We start from the raw sequence: 21804 nt of genomic DNA, 5'->3' as shown, positions 1-21804 counted from the left end.
TATAAACAAAAAAAGTGTCTAGATAAATCAGGAAAAGACAGCCTATTGCAGTTTTTCTAAATTTCTTATACGGAAAACTTTAGTTTCTTCAAGGAAAAACTTTCGTTTCTATATAGGGAAACAAAAGTTTCTTACTGAGGAAACTTTTGTTTTATTAGGAGAAAACTCAGGCTGCTATTATAGGAGATTCGTGATAGGATTCATGAGACGGAAAGTTATTGTCTGTTTTTAGTGCGCTTACCCTGTAAAATACATACCTTCGCGGATATATTTAATTGATTTTCTATGAAATGGTATCTATGGGGGGCAGTTGTCCTGCTTTATTCCCTGTTTGGAAGCGCTTGTTCTACGGAACGGAGGTATGATTTGTCGGCTTATGGTTTATCCCCGGTCGAGAATGTGGATAATGCGCCCGCTATGGCGAGGGCATTGGAGCAGATACGGGAGAAATGCGAGGAAAACCAGACAATTGTGGTGACCTTGCCTAAGGGCCGCTATGAGTTTTATCCCGATAGCGCGGCGGAGCGTGTCTATTTCATCTCGAATCATGATCAAATGAATCCGAAGAAAGTAGGTTTGCCTTTCGAGGGGATGAAGAATATGGTGTTCGACGGGCAAGGCTCGGAGTTAATCTTCCACGGCAGGATGTTGCCGGTCTCTTTGCTGGATTCGAGGAATTGTGTCTTGAAGAATTTCAGTATAGACTTCAAGCATCCTCAGATTTCACAGGTAAAAGTGGTGGAGAACGATACGCTGAAAGGCGGGATCACCTTCGAGGTGGCTCCATGGGTACGCTATGAGATACGGGATAGCGTGTTTGTAGCGAAGGGAGAAGGCTGGGAGTTGACTCCCGGTTCCGGTATCGCCTTCGAGGGAGATACACGTCATTTGGTGTATAATACAAGCGATATCCCGGTAGGCGTGCGGGGCTTGATCGAGGTTTCTCCAAGGCTGATAAAGTCTCCCCGTTGGAAAGACAACCGTTTGGTGCCCGGTACGGTGATCGCCATGCGTTCTTGGGAACGTCCGGCTCCCGGTGTCTTCCTGTATCATGACGTGAATACGACTCTGGAGAATATCAAGGTTCATTATGCCGAGGGAATGGGCCTCTTGGCGCAAGTGAGCGAGAATATCACGCTGGATGGTTTCTCCGTTTGCTTGAAAGGGGCGGACGATCCGCGGTATTTCACGACACAGGCGGACGCTACCCATTTCTCGACCTGCAAGGGAACGATCATCTCCAAGAATGGCTTGTACGAAGGGATGATGGACGACGCTATCAATGTGCATGGAACTTACCTGAAAGTGGTGAGACGAGTGAATGACTCTACCTTGGTAGGCCGGTATATGCACCCGCAATCGTATGGTTTCGAATGGGGAAGGGTAGGGGATTCCGTGCAGTTCATCCATTCGAGCACCATGGAATTGATAGGGGCGAGAAACCGGATTACCGCTATCAAGGCAGTTGATCAACCGGATTACCGAGGGGCGAAGGAGTTCGAGATCCGGTTTGAGAATACGGTGAATCCTTCGATCCATGAGGGAAGCGGCTTCGGCATAGAGAATCTGGAGTGGACGCCGACGGTCCTATTCTCGGATAACGTGATCCGGAATAACCGTGCCCGCGGTTCCTTGTTCAGCACGCCTCGGCAAACGGTCGTAGAGAATAATGTTTTCGATCATACCTCGGGGACGGCGATCCTGCTGTGCGGTGATTGCAATGGTTGGTTCGAGACCGGCGCTTGCCGGAACGTGTTGATCCGTAAGAATAAGTTCATCAACTCCTTGACGAATATGTTCCAATTTACGAACGCTATTATCTCTATTTATCCCGAAATCCCGGATTTAGCGTCGCAAAGGAAATATTTCCATAGTGATATCGTGATCGACGCGAACGAGTTTATTACGTTCGATAGGCCATTGGTATACGCCAAGTCCGTGGACGGGTTGGTCTTCACGAATAATATTGTCAAACAAAATAAGGAATACCCGGCCTTCCATTGGAATAACCATCGTTTCTATTTCCAGCGGGTGATCCATTCGAAAATAGAGAACAACTATTTTGATGAAGGGTTTATCCGGGAGAGGGATGTCTTAGAGGAAAATAACGGATATGATATATAGGAAATTAATCGTCTTGGTAAGCCTTTTGATAGGCTTCGTAAACATTGCGTTCGCGGGCGTTGGTGATCTCGATACGTTAAACGTACGTTCTCAAGCCCCTGTCAAGGAGAGAATGCCTGTCGTCGCCTATAAGTTTAACCCGAAAAGCTTGATTCTTCCGGCCTCATTGATAACGGTGGGAGCCGTAGGCACGGCGATTGACGGGATGAATGACTTTCACCTGTTTTCCCGGAAAGATTCCGTGAAGCAAATCCATATCGACAATTACTTGGAGTGGGGAATGCTCGGTTGGGTATTTGTCTGCGACCTTATGGGAAAAGAGAAGCATAACTGGGTGGACCAACTTTGCTTGGTCGCTTTAGCGGAAGGGATGAACGGATTGATGGTGCATGGGCTGAAGAACTGGGTAAACGAGCCTCGCCCGGACGGGGCGCCTTATTCGTTTCCGTCCGGACATACCTCGAATGCTTTCTTAGGGGCGCATATGGCTTATAAGGAATTTAAGGATAGCTCGCCTATACTCGCTTACTCGGGTTATGCGATAGCGGCGTTCGTGGCGGGTTCCCGCTTATACAATAACAGGCATTGGGTGGCGGATGTAGTAGCCGGCGCGGGTTTCGGGATCTTGTCGGTAGAGTTATCGTATCTGATCTATTTCCCGATTCGTAACGCTATCGCCCGGCGGATCAATCGAAATGTGAAGAACTGCCCGATCGTGGCCGCTCCGGTATTCAGTTCGAATATGGCGGGATTCTATCTGACTTATCAATTTTAATGCGTCTTATGAATAAAGCGCATACCGGCTTATAGAGACTGGTTGATGCGCAAAAGCTCCTCTATATGCGTGCGGTCGTTGCTGAGGCGTGGGATCTTGTGTTGGCCGCCTAATTTACCTTTCTGCTTGAGCCATTCATAGAAAGCACCGTCGTGGGCGATAACGATTTCCAGCGGTTGAAGGGAGATCTCTTTATACCGCTTCGCCTCATAGTCCGAGTTCAGCTTTTGTAAGTTCTGATCTAATAAAGTGGCGAATTCATCGAGAGATTCCGGTTTCTTGTCAAACTCGATAAACCATTGGTGCCGTCCTTTTGCCTTATCCAGCATAAAGAGTGGGGCGGCGGTATATTCTTTTACTTTCGCCCCGGTTCGTAGGCAAGTCATGGCGATCGCCTTATCAGCGTTATCCACCATTAGCTCCTCGCCGAAGGCGTTGATAAAGTGCTTGGTACGTCCGGAGATAACGAATTTATGAGGGAATAACGAGGTGAAACGTACCGTATCCCCGATCTGATAGCGCCATAATCCTCCCGAGGTCGTGATTACCATCGCGTAGTTTTTCCCGGTCTCTACCGATTCCAGCGGTAACACGGTCGGATGGGCGCTACCCACCTCGTTCATCGGGATGAACTCATAGAAAATACCGTAATCCGGCATCATAAGCAAACTGGGGTCTGTCGGATCGTCTTGCAGCCCGAAGAAGCCCTCGGATGCGTTATAGGTCTCCATATAATGCATCTTATTCGATGGAATCAAGGTTTTATATTGCTCCCGGTAAGGCTCGAAACTGATTCCCCCATGGAAGAAGACCTCCAGATTAGGCCATACGTCCGTAAGATATTCCCTACCCGTTTTTTTCAATACGGCCTTGATCAAGACCAACATCCAAGAAGGAACACCGGATAGGCTGTTTACATCCTTATTCCAAGTGTTCTCCACGATCGCCTTGATCTTGCTTTCCCATTCATCCATTAGGATAATGGGTTTCTTGGGGACGCGTATTAAATTGACGAGCGGATTGAGATTTTGAAGTAATACGGCGGATAAGTCGCCTTGATGAGCCTCGGAGTTTAGCGGGGAAGGGCTATGGCTGCCGCCTAATATCAAGCCTTTCTTGGAGAAGAAACGGCTTTCCGGGTTGTTCCGCAGATAAATGGCCACGCAATCGAAGCCTCCTTTATAGTGGCAACCCTTTAATATCTCGGGGGTGACGGGCAGGAATTTACTTTTGTCGTTCGTGGTCCCGCTACTCTTAGCGTACCACCGCACCACCGAAGGCCAGAGAATATTCCTTTCTCCGTTTATCATTCGGGTGACATACGGCTTTATCTCGTCATAAGTCTGTAAGGGAAGACGTTGGCAGAAGTCTGAATAAGAGCGAATGCTTTTATAATCATATTTGAGTCCCCATTCCGTCTTGCGTGCCGTCGAAAGCAGAGCATGCAGCTGTTTGCGCTGGATATGGTCTATATCCTGCCCAAATCGTCCGATCTCCGTTTGTCGATGGCGGAAAAGGAGCGAAATCGTCTGTGTTAAAATATCCATGCTCTTTTTATTTGTTCGAGTGCAAATGTAGGCATTCTCTTTTTATTTATATCTTTGCTAGGTACTAAATTAACGTTACGATGAAAATAGGGATTCTCTCATCGGGTGGCGATTGCCCCGGTATCAACGCTACGATCCGTGGTGTTGGCAAGACCGCTATCATGCATTACGGCATGGAAGTGATAGGTATTCATAGCGGTTTTATAGGTCTTTTGAATAAAGACGTCCAAGTTTTCGATGAACGGAGCTTATCCGGCATATTAAATTTAGGGGGAACCATTTTAGGAACGTCCAGAGAGAAGCCTTTCCGTAAGCTCTTGGCCTCGGGAGATTCGGAAAAGCCGGAGATCATTAAGAAAAATTATGAGGAGCTGGGGCTGGACTGCTTGGTTTGTATCGGAGGAAACGGTACGCAGAAGACGGCCAATCTGTTATCTCAGATCGGATTGAACGTGATAGGCGTTCCCAAGACAATCGATAATGACATATGGGGTACGGATATTACGTTCGGTTTTAATACCGCCGTGAATATCGCCACGGAATCTATAGACCGTCTTCATTCTACGGCTAGTTCACATAAGCGGGTGATGGTCGTGGAGGTGATGGGCCATCATGCCGGATGGATCGCCTTGTATGCCGGGATGGCTGGAGGTGCCGACGTGATCTTACTTCCGGAATTGGGATACGATATCGATAAGGTGAACGAGGCGATCTTGGATCGGGCTCGCAGGGGCAAACCTTATTCCATCGTTGTAGTAGCCGAGGGTATCGAGACTCCGGATAAAAAGCGTCCTTCTGATTATATTACCCGGGCTATCGAGGCGGGAACGGGTATCGAGACCCGGGATACCGTATTGGGATACACCCAACGGGGTGGAAACCCCTCTCCGTTCGACCGTAACCTTGCGACTCGCTTGGGAGGCCATGCCACGGAACTGATCGCTAATGGTGAATTCGGACGTATGGTTTGTATGAAAGGAGATAGGGTAGAATCCATTCCCTTGTTAGAAGTAGCGGGAAAACTAAAATTAGTGACACCGGATCATGATTTGATCGTACAAGGAAAACGGATGGGGGTAACATTCGGGAAATAAAATAAAAAAGGTTGTGTGTCAGAGAACGCACAACCTTTTTTACTTTATACTAGTAGGCGGCCGTTTATTTTTTAATACCTTGAACGGTTTGGCTTCCCTTTTCGGTAGTCAAGCGGAAGATATACATTCCAGTGGCAAAATCACCCGTGCTGAGACTGCTTCCCGGTTGCGGGACGCTACGTATCAACTTTCCATCGGCCCTGTAGATCTCAAGCGATTTCAGTTGTTGATAATTCTGGATCTGTACTTCATTCGAGAAGATACGTGGTTGAATATCTACTTCTTCGCCTGTTGGCTTCAGTTCGTTACCTACGCTCGTTTCCGGAATTACCGTAACCGGGGCGCTCTCATCGGTACCATAAAGTGCCGTTACTTGGAGCAGAGGGGTACTTGTTGTCAGATTTTTCACCGTATAATTCCGTTGAGAAACAGGTAATGTCGTCAGTTCTCGGGTATCTTGATATACCTTATAACCGGTCAGCTCCGGAAAAGCCGTGATCAACTCTGCTTCTTGCGCATCAGAGGCGATAGCCAGTTTCCGGAATGATAATCGGCCCGTTCTCATGGGTTGCGGTTTCTCCGAGAAAGTGCTCGTGGAGAATACGGAACTTGAGGGGAGCTCACCTTCTTCCGCGCTTATTACGATCGATAACACAACATTGGCATCTAGCTCATCATCAGAGAATGTTTCCCATTTTTTTCCGTCCAAAGAGTATAAATTCCCTTTTCCGTCGACTGCGGGGCCTTCATCGGAGCATGCCGGGTATGTGTTATTGGCATAGCTTATCACATGAATGGCTACCAGTAAATCCTGCTTCGCATCGATTACGAATGGTGTTTTAAGTGTGACCGAATTTATTTTACCTGATTTCAGTTGAGTGAAACTCTCTTCATACTCCCGGTTTCCCTGTTTGATATAGACTCCATAAGTGACCCCTTCCTGCGGATAGAAATTAACCTTCCGGATCGTTTTTTTATGCACCGGTTGTAGATCTTTCGTATCCCATTTCTGAGCGAAATAGAATGGATCTCCTCCGAGACCGAACTGTTGATAACGATCTTGTGATCCCCAACCAGCTATTTTTTCGAGGACTGGGGCATTCCATGTCAGTTGAATCTCATCCGTGGAGATCTGTTTGTATTTCAAATCAGTCGGACCTTCATACTCGTTTCCGAGCGTTTTCCCATCCTGCGTCATTCCCTGCAACGAGGTGACGCCCGTTCCGAGTGGATCTAGCCAGACATCCATCCGGGCTGTATCATTATCACTGTATTTATTCCAGTGATAATACAATTTACCGTATAAATTCAATCCTTCGGGCAGTTCGCAACTGGAGCTTCCACCGCTCAGCGTACCTATAATCAAGCCTTTGCTATTAAATAAAGGCGAGCCGGAAGAACCTCCCTCGGTCACCCCGTGTCCGTTTAGCGTGGCATCGAAAGTTGCGTTCCAATGAGCGTTCGTGGCCCCGGTTTTCCCAACATCACTATTACGCCATGTAATCGATTCTGTCGGATAATTTCCATAGGTGGAGATTTTCATATAATCGCCGGAAGGATGATGGATGCCTACGCCCGAGAGTGAAAGCATATTTGAACGATCCCATCCGTTAAAGAATACATTATAATCGTCGGGGATCTCGTCGTTAAGCAACAGCAACAGTCCGTCGGAACCGTTTTCGACAGGGGTGGAGGCTTTCCGTGTACATCCTACCATGGTTTTTATCGGATAAATGGGTGACTCATTATCGCAGCCCACATGTTCTTGGTGGAAATAAAACAACCAGACCGCTAATTCCTCGGGAGTAACCGTCTGTTCGCCCAGTATATCTTGCGAACAATGGAAGGCGGATAATACATAAGGCTTTTTGTCACGGGCCGTATTATTTACCAGAGAAGCCGTACAAATATAGCTTCCTCCTTCTCCCTCTTTATTACGGATGTATTGAATCATTTGTATCACCCCCTTCTTTTGCTCCTGCCAATCGGCTCCCTCCTCGCAATTGATATTCACTTCGCAAGCTCCTGAAAAGTCGGCTCCCGGCGCTTCCTGTACTTCTGGCATGATCGCTTCAAGATGATTATACCCGTAACCGACCTCCCGGATGCGTAGTCGAGGTGTCTCGCCGGATGGTGCCGGCACATATTCGAGGATCACCTCATCGTCTGCTACGGCTTGGGTTGCGAACGGTCCGTTTTTAGGATGCGTACGATGCGTATAGGCACCCAATACTTGGGTTTTCGCTGCGTTATACAGGTATAACCGGGCACCTTTGGGTATATAAAAATCGGAGTAATACAGGATCAAGGCGATCGCTCCTTTCGCTTGAAGGTGAAGTTGCCATACTTGGCTACCGTCAGGTAGTGAAATCCAATCGCCGCTATTGGCGATGTCGAAGCTGGTTGGAATCGACTTGGCTACACGCAACGGAGCGCCTTGGCTGACCCTCCACGCATCGACCGCCTTGAGGTCTTCCACACTGAAATTCACTGGAACTTGTTCTGCTAGCTTTTCACTTCGAAGTGAACCTGCGAATTGAAAGCTGGGGGGGAGTCCTCCTTCGCTGATCTGCGCCAACAAACTTGAAATCGAGAAATAACCGATATATAATATGCCGGTTATTAATATTCGGAGAAGTTTACTGTACTGGTTTTTCATACATACAACTTTATATGAGCTTATTCTTATATAACGAAGAACTTGGGTATATCAAACGATTTACCCAAGTTCTGCTGTTTATCATACAGTTTCTTCCTCTGGGAGGTCGGAAAACTCTTTTTCATCGGTTAGTTCACCAGTCTTCTTTTTCTTTGTGGCAGAGATACGTTGCTGGAGTTCTTTGTCTGTCCGCAATCTTTTGACCGCCATTTTAGAAGCCGCTTGCTGGGATTCTTTTTTGGAGTAACCGATACCTATGCCAATTTGCTCGCCGAGCAATTTAATCGCGCTTTGGAATACAGGATTCCCATCATGATCCGTAAAAGACTCTATTAGATCGAACGAGATCGATATTTTGTTCTTTTGGCTCCATTCAATCAAGTTTGACTTGAAATTTATCTCTTTCCGGACGAGCGTATCTACATCGATATACTTTTCTATCATCACGTCACGGATAAACTTATAACAAACGTCATAACCTTGATCCAGATAAATAGCGCCGATCAAAGCCTCGAGCGCATTACCATACATATGATTGTTATGAGAGTTTATCTTGGTTGAATAGACTACCATTTGATCGAGGCCGAGTTGTACGGCGACCTTATTCATCGTTTCCCGTTGTACGATCTTGGAGCGTGTGTTTGTCAAAAAGCCTTCCCGCTTATTCGGGTAGCGCTTATAGACAATATCGGCGACCGCCGCATCCAAAATGCCATCTCCTAAAAATTCAAGACGCTCATTGTTAAGCCATTTACCATCATCCGTCTCTACCGATGATGATTTATGCAACAAGGCCTGCTCGTAAATCTGGAGATTATCCGGATAAAAACCTAGAATCTTTGATAAAGACAAATAAGGCTCCCTACCTTTATTATGCAGGAGCCTTATTCTTTTATGTAGCTGTTTGTATAGCTTTCTAAACACGTTATTTCACGAATTTTTTAACAATGGCGCAAGCGTTGTGTCCACCGAAACCAAACGTATTCGATAAAGCGGCTTTCACTTCTCTCTTTTGAGCCTTATTGAATGTGAAATTCAGTTTATAATCTATTTCAGGATCATCGTCGCCTTCCGCATGGTTAATGGTCGGCGGGATAATACCATCGTTTATAGCCATAATACACAGGATCGCCTCTACCGCTCCGGCAGCACCAAGCAAGTGACCGGTCATTGACTTTGTAGAACTGATATTCAGTTGATAAGCATGTTCTCCGAACACATCTTTGATCGCCTTAACCTCTGAGATATCGCCTACGGGAGTCGATGTTCCATGAACATTGATGTAATCAATATCTTCCGGAGTCATTCCCGCGTCTTCCAATGCGTTGCGCATAACCAGCTTCGCTCCTAAACCATCCGGATGAGAAGCGGTCAAGTGATAAGCATCGGCAGACATTCCGGTTCCAGCGATCTCGCAATATATTTTAGCGCCACGAGCCAATGCGTGCTCCATTTCTTCCAATACCAAGCAAGCTCCACCTTCACCCATCACGAATCCGTCACGGCTAGCGCTGAACGGGCGAGATGCGGTCTCGGGAGAATCATTACGTGTCGATAACGCATTCATGGAGTTGAATCCACCTACACCCGATTCAGAAACAGCAGCTTCCGCTCCACCGGTGATGATGACGTTAGCCTTGCCTAAACGGATATAATTGAATGCGTCACTGATAGCGTTTGTAGAAGATGCACAAGCTGAGACGGTCGCAAAGTTCGGGCCGTGGAATCCATAAAGCATGGAAATATGTCCAGCCGCGATATCCGAGATCATTTTCGGGATGAAGAACGGGTTAAACTTCGGACCGATCGTATCCTTGATCTTCGCATAACTCAATACTTCCTCGTCAAATGTCTTGATACCACCGATACCTGAAGCGAAAATAACGCCGATACGGTTCTTATCTTCGTTATCCAAGTCCATTGCCGCGTCCTCGATCGCTTGTTTCGCCGCGTCGATCGCGAATAAGCTATAACGATCACACTTGCGGGCTTCTTTACGATCCATAACTTTCAACGGATCGAAGCCTTTAACTTCGCATGCAAATTGTGTCTTGAATTTGGATGCATCAAACTGAGTAATAGGTCCAGCGCCACTTTTTCCATTGATAATACCTTCCCATGTTTCGGGGAGGGTATTACCAAGAGGAGTAATAGCTCCAAGACCTGTTACTACAACTCTTTTTAATTCCATACCTTTAGTTAAAAGGATTGATTACTTCGCGTTAGCCTCGATGTAAGCGATAGCGTCACCTACAGTTGTAATCTTTTCTGCTTGATCGTCAGGAATTGAGATACCGAATTCTTTTTCGAACTCCATAATCAATTCTACAGTGTCAAGAGAGTCTGCTCCTAAATCGTTAGTAAAGCTTGCTTCGTTTGTAACTTCTGTTTCTTCAACACTTAACTTGTCAACGATGATAGCTTTTACTCTTTCAGCAACTTCAGACATAACTTTTTCAATTTAGATTAATAAATACGAATATACTTTTTAAATTTGCAGTGCAAAGAAAAGAATTTTTTATGTTACAAAGCAAATTTAATAAGCTAAAAATGCGGAAAACTGCACATTTTTTCTTTTCTTGTGCATTTAAACATCTAAAAATATGAAAAACATAGCGATTTTTGCTTCCGGATCTGGTACGAATGCCGAGAACATCGCCCGATATTTTACTAACAGTGAAAACGTTAATGTTGCGGTTGTTTTATCAAATAATCGTAATGTTGGCGTGCATGGGCGGGTAAATAAGTTGGGCGTACCTTCTTTCGTGTTTTCACGGGAGGAATTTATTGCCGGTGTGCCGATCTTGGAAAAGTTGGCGGAATATGATGTCTGCCTTATCGTGTTGGCCGGTTTTATGAATAAGATCTCAGACGTGATTCTTCAGGCTTTTCCCGGTAAGATCGTGAACATCCATCCCGCGTTACTCCCTAAATATGGCGGCAAGGGGATGTATGGCATGCATGTGCATGAGGCGGTCGTGAAGGCTGGTGAGCGGGAGTCGGGTATTACTATACATTATATTAATGAGCATTATGATGAGGGCGCTATCATCTTCCAGGCTTCTTGTCCGGTATTACCTTCGGATACGCCGGAGGAGGTAGCCTCGAAAGTGCATGCCCTGGAGTATGCGCATTATCCTCATGTGATCGAAAGTTTATTGTAAGGCTTTTTTGTCATTAGCCTACTTGAAAACCTAGTTTCTGGAGTACGGCGAATTCTTCCGGGTCAGCTTTGATCGCTTGGTAAGCATGGAACTCACGGGGATGATCATACGCTGCCCTAAATCGCTCGAAATGATGAGGATTCGCTCTTAGTGCTTGGTCGATTACTTCTGGGTTGAAACTTCTCAAGATGGCTTCTTCCACCCGGTGCTCCTTGAATTGTCCCAAGTCGATGAACGGGTTGGTTGGGGCAGGCGGAATGACTTCCTTGATCTTTTCGATACGGATACCGAAAAAGCATCCTATATTCTCCAAGCACATTCGTGTCCCGTTCGCCTTCCCGTCGGCGGAGAAACCGGCTATATGAGGAGTGGCGATCGTGGCTTCCGACAGTAATTCCCGGTCGATATCCGGTTCGTTCTCCCAGCAATCAATGATCAGTTCGCTGACCTTGCCGGTTCGTTTGGCCTGCAATAAGGCCTGCGTATCATGTACGGCGCCCCGGCAACTGTTGATAAACCATGGTTTTCGTTCCAATTTGTCGAAAAAAGCAGGATCGGCGAGATGGCGGGTGGCGAAACGTCCCTCTTTGGTCAACGGCACATGCAAGGTTATGATATCCGCCTCTTTCGCGATCGTGTCCAAGGATACGAATCCATCCTCACCTTCCTGCTCGGCACGGGGCGGGTCATTGCGAAGCACACGCATCCCCATGGCCTCGCATAGCCTCTCTACGATACTCCCTACATGGCCTACGCCAACGATACCGATAGTCTTCCCTGCTAGTCTCTCTCCTTTGCGGAGGGCGACGGCTACCAAAGAGGATAATACATATTGCCCCACGGAAGCGGCGTTGCAACCCGGGGCGTTCTTCCACGTGATCCCTGTCTTCTCGCAATAATGGATATCGATATGGTCGTACCCGATCGTGGCTGTCGTGATGAGGCGAACCCGGCTACCTTCCAATAGCTCGCGTGTACATTTATCTATGCTACGTACGATCAAGGCATCCGCGTCTTTTATGTTCGTGGGAGTAAACTCTTTGGAGTCAAGGTAGGATACGTCCGCTATCGGCTCCAAGATCCCTTTTAGGTAAGGAACCGTGTTATCTGCTATTATTTTCATCTTATCAGCTTGATTATCGTTACGCGATATTAAGTAAAAAACAGGGGATATACAAGTGATGATGGCTTCTTGTCGATTTCTATATGCGCTTTTGTTCTCAGCCGAAAGATTCGGGAAAACACGTACGAGTTTCATCCAAAACACGTACGACTTTTTGAAAAAACATGTACGTGTTTTGACAGAAAGATTCTCGTGTTTTTTTGACGCTGATTCTTAGCTTCTTACGTGCGCAGTTCATGAGTAGGCTTATTGTATGGAATTAAAGCTTCTCGGCTTAACTAAGAACGGATAGATTAATGGAAGAGCCGTGCAGTACTTATCTCAGCTTGTGCCGATTGAAATGCGGCCCTGCCTTGAACAAAAAGAAAAACGTAGACAATACCGTAAGGCAAGCGCCGGACAGGTAGGCGTAGTTGAAGCCACCCAGCTCTTGTGCGATACTGCCCCCGGCCATCAACCCGATACCGATACCTACATCCCAACTAGTTAGATATGTAGACGTGGCCGTACCCCGCTGGTTATTGGGTGCCAGATTCACGAAAAGCGTGTTGAAAGCAGGGAACATGGTTCCGAACGCCACGCCTTGCGAGAGGGCTATACCTATGTAGAGATAAGAGGAAAATACCGGATTCCAATGCATCAACTCCTTGAGCGCCGCAAGAAGAAAGAATGTGGCCGCCGCCAAATACATCCCGAGGGAGATAACAAGCGTGATCCGTCCTTTATCCACTTGCCGTCCGGAGAACAGGCGGGAGACAGCGAGTCCCACGGCCATAAAGGTGAAATAAAGTCCGGAGTTTACGCTGATCCCGATCTCAGCGGCGTACATCGCTACATAAGTGGTAGTCATACCATAAGGAATGGAGAGCAATAATAGGGAGATACCCGCCCAAGTTCCCTTCACCAAGAAAAAGCGGTCTAGGGAGATCGGTTCTCGTTTGACCGGTTGCTTATAAGGAGTCTTGACCATATAGGCCATGATAAAACCAAGGCTTCCGGATAGCAACGAGCAGGAAAAGATCACGTCGTATGTGAAGTTCCCTTGCATGAACAGACCGATCATCGGCCCGAAACTCATGGCGATGTTATTGGCTAGGCCGTAATAGCCAATACCTTCCCCACGGCGGGAGGAGGGCAAGATGTCGATCAGTATCGTATTTCCGGCCACCGTCACCATGCCGAAGGCGAAACCGTGTACGACGCGTAAGGCGATAAAGAGGGTAAGCGCCGTGGCTACCATGTATCCGCCAAATATGGCGGTGAAAATGAAATAAGCCACCAGATATAAGGGACGGCGGGCGAAAGTATCCAGTAAATATCCGGCGAACGGACGGATACAGAGCGCCGCTAGCGTATAGCACGACAAGATAAACCCGATCATAGACTTCCCGATCATGAATTCTTCCTTCAGATAAAAAGGCAAGATCGGCAGGATTAGATAGAAAGCGAAAAAAAGCAGGAAATTCGCCGCTAGTATATAGCAAAAGCTGGGTGTGACGATCTTATCATTATTCATAGAGACGTGTCGTTTATAAATGACGCGAAATTAGATGAATTTATTGAATAAAAGGGCTTAAAGTAAGTTTTTTGTACGGGATTGGGACCGATTGCTGCAAATAGTTAATTTAATTCACATGTAAGGCTTTTTTATACTCGGTAGGCGTCATCCCGATCTTATTCTTGAAGAGGCGGTGTAAGGCACGTACGTTTCCCAATCCGGAATCGAGGGCGATGGCTTCTAGGTTGTAATAAGGATATTGTTTCATTAGCTGTATGGAGTGTTCCATGCGGAGGTTGCTGATATAGTTTGTGTAATAGTCTCCCGTGTTGCTCTGTATCATCCGGGCAAAACGGTTTTTGTCCATGCGGAGCCGTTTTAGTACGTCCTCACGGGTAAGATCTGATTTTAGATAGAGTTTCTCTTTATGCATTATTTCTTCCAACAGGATGAAAGAATCTTGGTCGATTGGTTGATCTGGGTCAGTTTGTGTCTTGCTATCTGATTTGGGAAGTTCTTCTTGGTGCGATAGTTCTGCCTCTTTGTCACGTTCCTTGATCGCCAATAGCTCATTCTTGTAGGCTAGGAGTTGGTTTACTTGGTTCACTGTGATCTTGTTCTTTCGCTTGATGACCTTGCTGTTCCGGTACGAGATCCAAAGCAAGAGAATAAGGAGGATTATGATGCCTAGAGAGGCTCCGAGAAATGTGTTGCGCTGCTTCAGCTCCATTTCCTGCTTGATGATCTTGGTTTCCTTTTCGTTCGTCTCATAGGCGATGGCAAGTTCCATGGCTGCGTTTTCCTTGTCGCGGGCATACAGTTCCTTTCGTATGTTGGAGAGGCGATCACTGTATTGGAGAGCTGTTTTATAGTCGCCCATTAAGGAATAGGTATTCTTTAGCTTCGCTAGCATCACCGTATAATCTTTATTGATGGTATCTTGCGCCGGAGTCAGTCTCTCCCGTTCCAAGGTGTTATGGATCACTTGCTTATAATCATTTATTAATAGCAGGTAAGGGTCCGCTCTCGTTCTTCCCTGCGGCTTTTGGGCGAATTTGGTGGTGAGGAACTTTTGGTAGTAACTGGCCGCTGCTTGTTCCTCTCCGATCAGTTGATACGCTTCGCAAAGGAAGCTATATAAATAACCTAGGTGCATATCCACCCTTGTCTCTTGCATATCGCCTGTTTGTTCCATCTTTTCCAGAAGTGCCTCTACTTCCTTTCCGGTATTTATTGCTTCTTCATTTTTCTCCTGGATCATGATGTTTCGTAGCTTCTCCATATAAAGTGAGATCAACGTACGCTTATCTTCTGGATCGGTGGTGCCTTGTAGCAGTTCAATCGCTTGGTCAAGTGTCTCGATAGCCTTGTCTTTTTGTGCCAGCTCGTTTTGTGCCCGTGAGATGGAGATCATAGAGGTAGCCTCGACGCTCTTATTGCCTTGGGAGCGTGCGATCTGTATCGCTTTCGTTGCGTATTCTATGGCTTCGTTCTGGCGGGATAGCTCGATATAGCAATTACTTAGTATCTGGCAAACATTCATGTAGGCCGTGGAGTCGTTTTGCACGGAATCGGTGTGGAATGCGGCTAGAGCGTATTCCAGCGCTTTCTTCTCGTTTTTCAACCGGGCGTATGCCCGTGACCGGATGATATGTGCTTTGTATTCCGGTATGATCCGTAGGTTCTCGGCGCTATCGGCTAGGTTTATCGCTTTTTCGGGGGTTGCGATGATCTGATTGAATATGGATTGGTAAGATAATTTTTCTTGGGGGCGGTTATCTGCGGAAGGGTTTGCCGCTCTCAAGAGTACGATAGAAAAAAAGAATAAAGTTATATATGTTAGTTTCATTTATTTACTTTTTGGCAAACAAAAATATAAATTTTTCTTTGATTTATAAGTATTTTTGGCAACGATTAGATGAAAAGGGCCTAGTTTGCCTCGAATCCGGATTATATGTCACACTATTTTTGGACTAAATGTCGTAAGGTAGTGGGGGGCTCTTAATGAAAGTCCGCATTTAAAAGCCTTACTTTGTATCACAATAAGACAGATAAAAAGGCGCATTTAAAATGTCGTGGCTGGGGCGATGAGATGAACTTTACGTCTTGATTGAAATATAATAGAAAAATAATAGAAAAGATGGTTAATATGAAGAAAAAATCTATTTTGTTATCGCTGCTTCTAGCGATTTTTGTGGTAGGAGGGATGTTTGCCCAAGAACCTACGTATTCCAAGATGTCTCCCTATACACGCATTCTTTTAGACAAATTAGCGAAGAAAGATACGGCGAACTCGTTGTTGAGGAGTTCTATCTCGGGAGATTATCTCTCGGCTTTCGTGAAGGTGGCGACGGATGAGGGATGGGCTTCCTTGGATTCGGCCGGGTGCCGTATCCGGACAAGGACGGGAGATATCGCTACGGTGTTGATCCCCCTGTCTGCCGTGGAGTCGGTGTCTGAGCTGGGTTGTATCCAATATGTATCCGCTTCACAACCTATGAGGGCCAGTATGGACTCGGCCCGTTACTACTCGGACGTGGCGGACGCCTATGCGGGGACTAAGCTTCCCCAGCCTTATACGGGCAAGGGGGTTATCGTGGGTGTAGTCGATAGTGGATTTGATTTTACTCACCCGAATTTCTATGACAAGGAGGGTAAAGCGTATCGTATCAAACAAGTTTGGGACCAAACGAGTCCTTATAGTAAAGCGGAATACAGGACGGAAGAGGAACTGCTGGATGCGGCTTGCTCGTTTGATTCGGATGTAAATACGCATGGTACCCATGTCGCGGGCATAGCTGCCGGAGGAGGGTTTGATACGCCCTATCAAGGTGTTGCCAACGAGAGTGATATGATCTTGGTGGCTACTACCATGCAGAACTCCGATATCGTAGACGGAGTGGACTATATATTCAGAGAGAGCGAGAAACAGGGTAGACCTTGCGTGGTGAATCTTAGTTTAGGGGATGGTATTGGAGGACACGATGGTACTAATTTTATGGATATAATGTTGGACCGAATGGTCGGGCCGGGTAAAATTATCACGGTGGCTATGGGAAATTCTAGGGACATGCCAGTATATACCGAACTGATGTCGCCTTCGGATACCTTGCGTACTTTTGTTGGCAGGTCTAATACGGATATTTCTTATGGATTGGTGGATATCTGGGCGGACGAGCCCGGGGAACCTTTTTCTGTTTGCCTGGATCTGTATGATAGTGAAAGCGATGAGATATTAAATACGACCGGGTTCTTTGCCTTGGATACAATGCCTAAATCTTCTGTTTTTACTAGTGAGAGCGTGGATGGTACGTTGGTGTATGAGGCGCGAATGGAATCTGAATTATATGTGTTTAATGGGAGATACCGCCTTTTTATTCAGTTCAATTATCCGGAAGGCACCAAAAATGAAAAGATATTCTTACTTCATGTGGCGACAAATAACACGCCGGTCCGGGCTTGGGGCAACAATGGCGAGAGCTTATTTACGGACTTGGGAAAGGGGGATCCCTATACGATCGGAACGGGAGATTTTACTATCGGCTCTCCGGCATCGGCCAAAAATGTGATAGCTGTCGGGGCTTATGCCACTCGTATATGCCCGGTAAATGTAGATGGGGGTACCTCTTATTGGCCAGGTAATAGTTTGGGTGAGTTAACATCATTTTCAAGCGTAGGCCCTACGGTTGATAATCGCATGAAACCAGATATAACAGCACCCGGACTTTGGGTGGCGTCCTCTTATAACTCATTCTATCTGGAGGGTGAGACCGGTGAAGGAGACAAGGTATATCAGGCTCGTTATTCCACATTTAATGGACATAGATATCCGTGGGGCTATATGAGTGGTACACCAATGGCTTGTCCTTTCGTGACAGGCAGTATCGCTCTTTGGCTACAGGCGAACCCTACTTTATCCCCGGATGATATCAAGGATGTTTTCTCCCGTACGTCTGTTCAGGATAAGCCGCTCTCTTATCCGAACAAGCAATGGGGATGGGGAAAAATAGACGTGTATAAAGGTTTGCTGGATATATTGGGAATTCCTACCTCTACGGAGAACGTATTCGAGGAGGCTCCGCAAGAGGCCGTGTCCATATATGCTAGCGGTACGAAAGGAAGTTTCCATGTCCGTTGGGCGGAGGTCCCTAGTTCGTTCAGTATCCATGTGTATGACGCTTCGGGTCGTCATCTGTATGAAAAGAAGGTCGGTTTACCTGCGTCGGTGGATTACGCTGTTTCCTTGGGAAATGTCCAGCCCGGCGTTTATTTCATACGGATAGATACGGCAGAGGGTACGGTGGAGCGGAAGATACGCCTATAACCCGGACTCGTCTGGATCGTTTATAGCTGGTAGCGGATCGCTACCAGAAACTCCCGGGGACGGATACGTACCCATGAGGTATAGCTTTCCAACGATGCGTATCGCGTGTATCCGTAGGTACGTTTGTCGAACAGGTTTGTCGCCGTGGCGGTGATTTGCAAACGCCGGGATTTCCATAAGACCGAGAAGTCCGCGAAAACGGCGTTGACGGATTGGTCTTCATTCACGTCATTGTGATAATGATCTACGGAAAGGCTTGCCTCTATGGGTGAGAAAATGTAGGAGAGTTGTACTTGTTGGGTGACGTTCCATAAGGGCGCCAAACGGGTACGTTCTCCTATTTTACTTCCTCCGTACCGGATATCGGTTTGGTAACTGGTCTCCCAATGGCGGTTGGGAGTCCAGATCACTTTGGGTTCTAGGCGCATGAGACGATATTGATAGGGAAGCCTTTGTCCCCCGCTGATTTGCTCGGCCTTGCTGATATTGAGGAGCGCCAGGAGCGAGGTCTTTAGCCCTAGATCGTAAAAGCCTTTGGATAGCGTGCTTTTGACGGTATATCCGGAACCGTGGTTGGACAGTGGTAAGGAGACTCGTTGTATCTGTCCGTTCTCTATACGTTGCTCGTATATACGGTTGTACCACTCCCGGTTGTGTGTCAGGTTTACCGTGGCGAAGAATTCCCGTGCCGTATTCTTGTACTCCCCATAAACGGAATAAAGCTGTTGTCTGTAAACCGGGAGGATTCCGCAATTCCAGACGCTATTCCGGTAATCCGTTTGATAAGGCCGGTCGTATAAGTCGGTCATCTCTCCGTATCTTTCCTTATAGGAGGCGTGTACCGTGAAACGCCATGCGTAATTCAGTTTGTAGATAATGGACAGGGACGGATTAACCGAGATGCGGGAGAAACCGACCCCTGTATATCCGGTCCATCTGAGAGGGGCGCTGAGGGATAGGGTCCATTTATAGGTATTCCATTGGTAATCGGGTGAGAGATAAGTTTGCAGGCTTTTCTCGATATTGCTGATCTCCCCGTTTATGCCCACCGTATATCGCTGGGTGAGGGAACCGTTCTTTTTCAGGAATGAAAAGGAATTATCGGTATAAAAGTCGCGTAAGTTCATTGGATAAGGGTAATTATCCAAGCGAAGATCGGCCGCGTTGCTGTGGTAACGGAGCAAAGACTGGACTTCCAACGTGTATTTGTCCAAGCTCCACAGGCTCCGTAAATTATTACGCAAGTCGAGGTTCGGGGTTTTGATGCGTTGGTCCAATGTTGTACGGCCGGTGGAAATTGTGTTTCCGGTTATATGGGAAAGGCTGGATTGCCAATCTCCGGTGGCTGAGAACTGGTTCTTGAGATACCTTTCCTGCGAGTTGTTTTCCACTCCGATATTTAGGTTGGCTTGATCCGAGCGAATGCGGCTATCGCTTTGCTCCGTTAGATGAATCGTATCCTCGGATTGGTAATAAGTCGTCTCACTCCCCCTTTCCTGTGTTTGCCGGTCGTGGATATAACCGGCGTTTATACGGAGTTGGGTGTTCTCGTTCAGTTTATATAGGCGATTTGCGGATAGGCTGTGTATATGGTTGAACAGCCAGCGCTCTTTCTTTAGCGGGGCGGAGAATGAGGGCTGTAGCAGAAATTGGGGAACCTTGGGCTCGGATAAACGGGATTCGGGTGATTCGGTAAGCGTATTTTGCTCGTCCGATACATCCTGCCCGGTATTATTCCCTTTATATAGATAAGCGGATTGGCTGCTGCGGCTGATCTGCAAGGCGTCAGCGGCTCCTTTCCATAAGAACGGGGATGCGCCGAGACCGCCTTCGGCATTGATCAACCAGCGATCTCGGAATTCCGGTCTCAGCTTGAGGTTCAACGCTACGTCTTCGGTCTTGATCTTTCTCTGTAACACACGGATCGGTTGGTGGTTCTCCATCACTTGTATGTTCTGTACGGCGTCGGCTCGCAGGTTCTCGCTGATTTGCTTGTATTTCCCGTTGGTGAGATCCAGTCCCTCCACATAGAAATTACGGATCTCTTTCCCGTTGTAAGAGATCTTCCCCAGATCATCGATATCGATACCCGGAAGTTTCCGTAATACGTCCTTGATGGATTGATCCTTTGGGGAGAGAAAGCGGGTGACATCATAATTGATCGTATCTTGCCGCCCCCAGACACGTCCCGGATGGATTTTCACCTCCTTTAGGCTGAATACCTGCGGCTCCATCTCAAAACGAAGCGTTTGTCCGGCATGTACGGCTTGTTGCTGGGTTTGGTACCCTAAGAGCGAGACGGAGACGAGAAGTGAGTCCGTCCGCTTCGGTTGGGTGAGGGTAAAGGTCCCTTCATTATTACTTAACGTATAGTTGATAGGAAAGGAGACGTTGCCTCTGGTTAATTGCACGGTGGCCGCTTCTACCGGCAGTTGGCTTTCCCTGTCGATCACGATCCCTCGGATGACGGATTGGGCGGCCAATCCTGCCGGGCAGAGCAGCGTAAGTAAACAAAAAGTGTGTATATGCAGTATGATCCGTTTCATCTTTCTTCCCTTTCTATAGGGTTATACGGCATGTTCTTGGGTTGGTAAGGTTTTCCGTTATCGTCGGTGACGGTCACTTTCACCTGTGGCGAGGTCAAGGCGATGTATCCGATAGGATCGGCGGCATATCGTTCGTAAGCCTTTTGCAGGTTCTTGCGGCTGATCGGCTCGAAATCGTTTCCCCCGAAAAGGATCGGGTTCTTACCCCGGCTCAGTTCGATACCCGTGCAGATGAAAGTGTAATGTCCTTGGCTGTCTTGGGCTTTTAGGATCAGGCCCGGTAATCCGCATAATTTCCAAGGACCCTCGCTTTTCGGTATCTCCGGCGTGTACCAAGCCTCATAATGCCTGCCCTTGAAATGACAGGTCGCTTTCCGGCAAGGATAGGACAGGATGGTCATCGTATCGGGCAGTAAGGTCCATTCCGGGCGCTCCTCCTTTTCCTCGCAGCGAAAGCGACTGGCGGCAAGGGCATCCAAGGTCGTGGTCTTTCCCGCCGGATAATTCTTGTAGACCTGTGCATTGGTCTTGGAGGAATATCGTTGCAGGTGTTCATTGATGACTTCTTGTGAGGCTCCGGCGGCTTTGTCGGCCTCTAGTACGGAATCGGTGAGGAATTTGGCGTAACTATAGTAAACGGAGCATTTATCCCCGACCTTCAGCATGAGGGTCTCTTCCTCTTTCTTGTCGGGTTGGAGCGTGTCCGGCATGGACGTGGTTTGGTATTGTACCGTGAAACGTGTCTCGTCGATGGGCTTGGCTCTTAGTACGTCGTTTAGGTTGAAGATGTTGATTGTCACTTGGGCGTTCGTCTCGTGTCCCGCCCCTGACAGACCTACGCAAAGCAGGCCGATTGTCGCTATGATTCGTTTCATGATCTGTTGGTTTTAGAAGTTATTTGTCGCGAATGTAAGAGAGGAACGTTCGCCGTAAGGAAGATTTTTATTACT

General features: G+C 47.2%; 15 protein-coding genes. 5 read left to right on the top strand and 10 right to left on the bottom strand.

The features are described from left to right. The first annotated feature begins 285 nt into the window (after positions 1–285). Positions 286–2124, top strand: a complete 1839-nt coding sequence (locus tag DW205_RS12945; RefSeq protein WP_005864016.1) for a right-handed parallel beta-helix repeat-containing protein — start codon at positions 286–288, stop codon at positions 2122–2124. Beyond that, positions 2114–2899: a phosphatase PAP2 family protein gene (locus DW205_RS12940; RefSeq protein ID WP_005864018.1), complete on the top strand. Its 786-nt coding sequence runs from the start codon at positions 2114–2116 to the stop codon at positions 2897–2899. Before DW205_RS12945 ends, DW205_RS12940 begins: the two co-directional genes overlap by 11 nt. Before the next feature lie 29 nt (positions 2900–2928). Here DW205_RS12940 and DW205_RS12935 read toward each other — a convergent pair whose 3' ends face one another. Further along, a complete protein-coding gene (locus tag DW205_RS12935; protein WP_005864020.1) occupies positions 2929–4446 on the bottom strand; it encodes a GH3 auxin-responsive promoter family protein in 1518 nt (505 codons plus the stop codon). An 80-nt stretch (positions 4447–4526) separates the two neighbouring features. Here DW205_RS12935 and DW205_RS12930 point away from each other — a divergent pair, with 80 nt between their 5' ends. Then, the gene (locus DW205_RS12930) at positions 4527–5540 is read left to right on the top strand and encodes an ATP-dependent 6-phosphofructokinase (protein ID WP_005864022.1); all 1014 of its coding nucleotides are present in this window, start codon (positions 4527–4529) and stop codon (positions 5538–5540) included. A 64-nt stretch (positions 5541–5604) separates the two neighbouring features. Here the strand turns inward: DW205_RS12930 and DW205_RS12925 are convergent, their stop codons facing one another. From DW205_RS12925 to DW205_RS12910, 4 genes are all read right to left on the bottom strand, one after another. Further along, a complete protein-coding gene (locus tag DW205_RS12925; RefSeq protein WP_121963099.1) occupies positions 5605–8199 on the bottom strand; it encodes a T9SS type A sorting domain-containing protein in 2595 nt (864 codons plus the stop codon). 81 nt (positions 8200–8280) lie between these two features. Next, positions 8281–9123: a ribonuclease III gene (gene rnc / locus DW205_RS12920; RefSeq protein ID WP_005864026.1), complete on the bottom strand. Its 843-nt coding sequence runs from the start codon at positions 9121–9123 to the stop codon at positions 8281–8283. Position 9124: 1 nt separating this feature from the next. Beyond that, complete coding sequence (gene fabF, locus DW205_RS12915) at positions 9125–10390, bottom strand: beta-ketoacyl-ACP synthase II (protein ID WP_005860697.1); 1266 nt, start codon at positions 10388–10390, stop codon at positions 9125–9127. Between the two features lie 21 nt (positions 10391–10411). Continuing rightward, positions 10412–10648, bottom strand: coding sequence for an acyl carrier protein (locus tag DW205_RS12910; RefSeq protein ID WP_005639879.1), 237 nt, complete (start codon positions 10646–10648; stop codon positions 10412–10414). Positions 10649–10802: 154 nt separating this feature from the next. Between DW205_RS12910 and DW205_RS12905 the strand changes: the two genes are divergently transcribed. Continuing rightward, entirely contained in the window at positions 10803–11363 is a 561-nt protein-coding gene (locus DW205_RS12905) for a phosphoribosylglycinamide formyltransferase (protein WP_005864028.1), read from the top strand. Between the two features lie 13 nt (positions 11364–11376). On the opposite strand, the gene pdxB is transcribed toward DW205_RS12905, so the two are convergent. From pdxB to DW205_RS12890, 3 genes are all read right to left on the bottom strand, one after another. Beyond that, positions 11377–12486: a 4-phosphoerythronate dehydrogenase PdxB gene (pdxB, locus tag DW205_RS12900; RefSeq protein WP_005864030.1), complete on the bottom strand. Its 1110-nt coding sequence runs from the start codon at positions 12484–12486 to the stop codon at positions 11377–11379. Positions 12487–12802: 316 nt separating this feature from the next. Beyond that, positions 12803–14002: an MFS transporter gene (locus DW205_RS12895; protein WP_005860702.1), complete on the bottom strand. Its 1200-nt coding sequence runs from the start codon at positions 14000–14002 to the stop codon at positions 12803–12805. A 109-nt stretch (positions 14003–14111) separates the two neighbouring features. Beyond that, complete coding sequence (locus tag DW205_RS12890) at positions 14112–15833, bottom strand: helix-turn-helix domain-containing protein (RefSeq protein WP_005864033.1); 1722 nt, start codon at positions 15831–15833, stop codon at positions 14112–14114. 300 nt (positions 15834–16133) lie between these two features. On the opposite strand from DW205_RS12890, the gene DW205_RS12885 reads away from it, so the two are divergent. After that, the gene (locus DW205_RS12885; RefSeq protein WP_172514243.1) at positions 16134–18308 is read left to right on the top strand and encodes a S8 family peptidase; all 2175 of its coding nucleotides are present in this window, start codon (positions 16134–16136) and stop codon (positions 18306–18308) included. A 20-nt stretch (positions 18309–18328) separates the two neighbouring features. On the opposite strand, the gene DW205_RS12880 is transcribed toward DW205_RS12885, so the two are convergent. Both DW205_RS12880 and DW205_RS12875 read right to left on the bottom strand, forming a co-directional pair. After that, on the bottom strand, positions 18329–20854 hold the full coding sequence (locus DW205_RS12880) for a carboxypeptidase-like regulatory domain-containing protein (RefSeq protein ID WP_005864035.1): 2526 nt from the start codon (positions 20852–20854) through the stop codon (positions 18329–18331). Further along, the gene (locus DW205_RS12875) at positions 20851–21729 is read right to left on the bottom strand and encodes a GLPGLI family protein (RefSeq protein WP_005860706.1); all 879 of its coding nucleotides are present in this window, start codon (positions 21727–21729) and stop codon (positions 20851–20853) included. Before DW205_RS12875 ends, DW205_RS12880 begins: the two co-directional genes overlap by 4 nt. Positions 21730–21804 lie beyond the last annotated feature (75 nt).

The sequence above is a fragment of the Parabacteroides sp. AM17-47 genome, from assembly GCF_003434625.1.
In the GTDB taxonomy this organism is placed as follows: Bacteria; Bacteroidota; Bacteroidia; order Bacteroidales; family Tannerellaceae; genus Parabacteroides; species Parabacteroides distasonis.
This window is presented reverse-complemented; position numbering and strand designations above follow the sequence as displayed.